We start from the raw sequence: 250 nt of genomic DNA on the forward strand, positions 1-250 counted from the left end.
CGGGGCCTCCATGCGCACCGAGCAGGTGCTGGGCATCCACGCAGCCGGCGCCTCGGCCATCTCGGACGTGGCGGCAGCTCGCCGGGACTACCTGGACGAGTCCGGCGGGCGCTACGTCCACGTGATCGCCGACGGCGGCGTGGGCACGTCAGGGACCATCGTCAAGGCCCTGGCCATGGGCGCCGACGCCGTGATGCTGGGCACCGCCCTGGCTCGGGCCGAGGAGGCCCCCGGGCGCGGCTGGCACTGG

1 protein-coding gene is annotated in these 250 nt (G+C 75.6%); it reads left to right on the forward strand.

Translation table 11 applies throughout. The annotated features are described in order from the left end of the window. Positions 1-10: 10 nt before the first annotated feature. On the forward strand, positions 11-250 hold a 240-nt coding region (locus MKD49_RS26155; protein ID WP_371925523.1), incomplete at its 3' end, for an IMP dehydrogenase.

It is taken from the genome of Herbaspirillum sp. WGmk3 (assembly GCF_023952535.1).
Classification (GTDB): domain Bacteria; phylum Pseudomonadota; class Gammaproteobacteria; order Burkholderiales; family Burkholderiaceae_D; genus Herbaspirillum; species Herbaspirillum huttiense.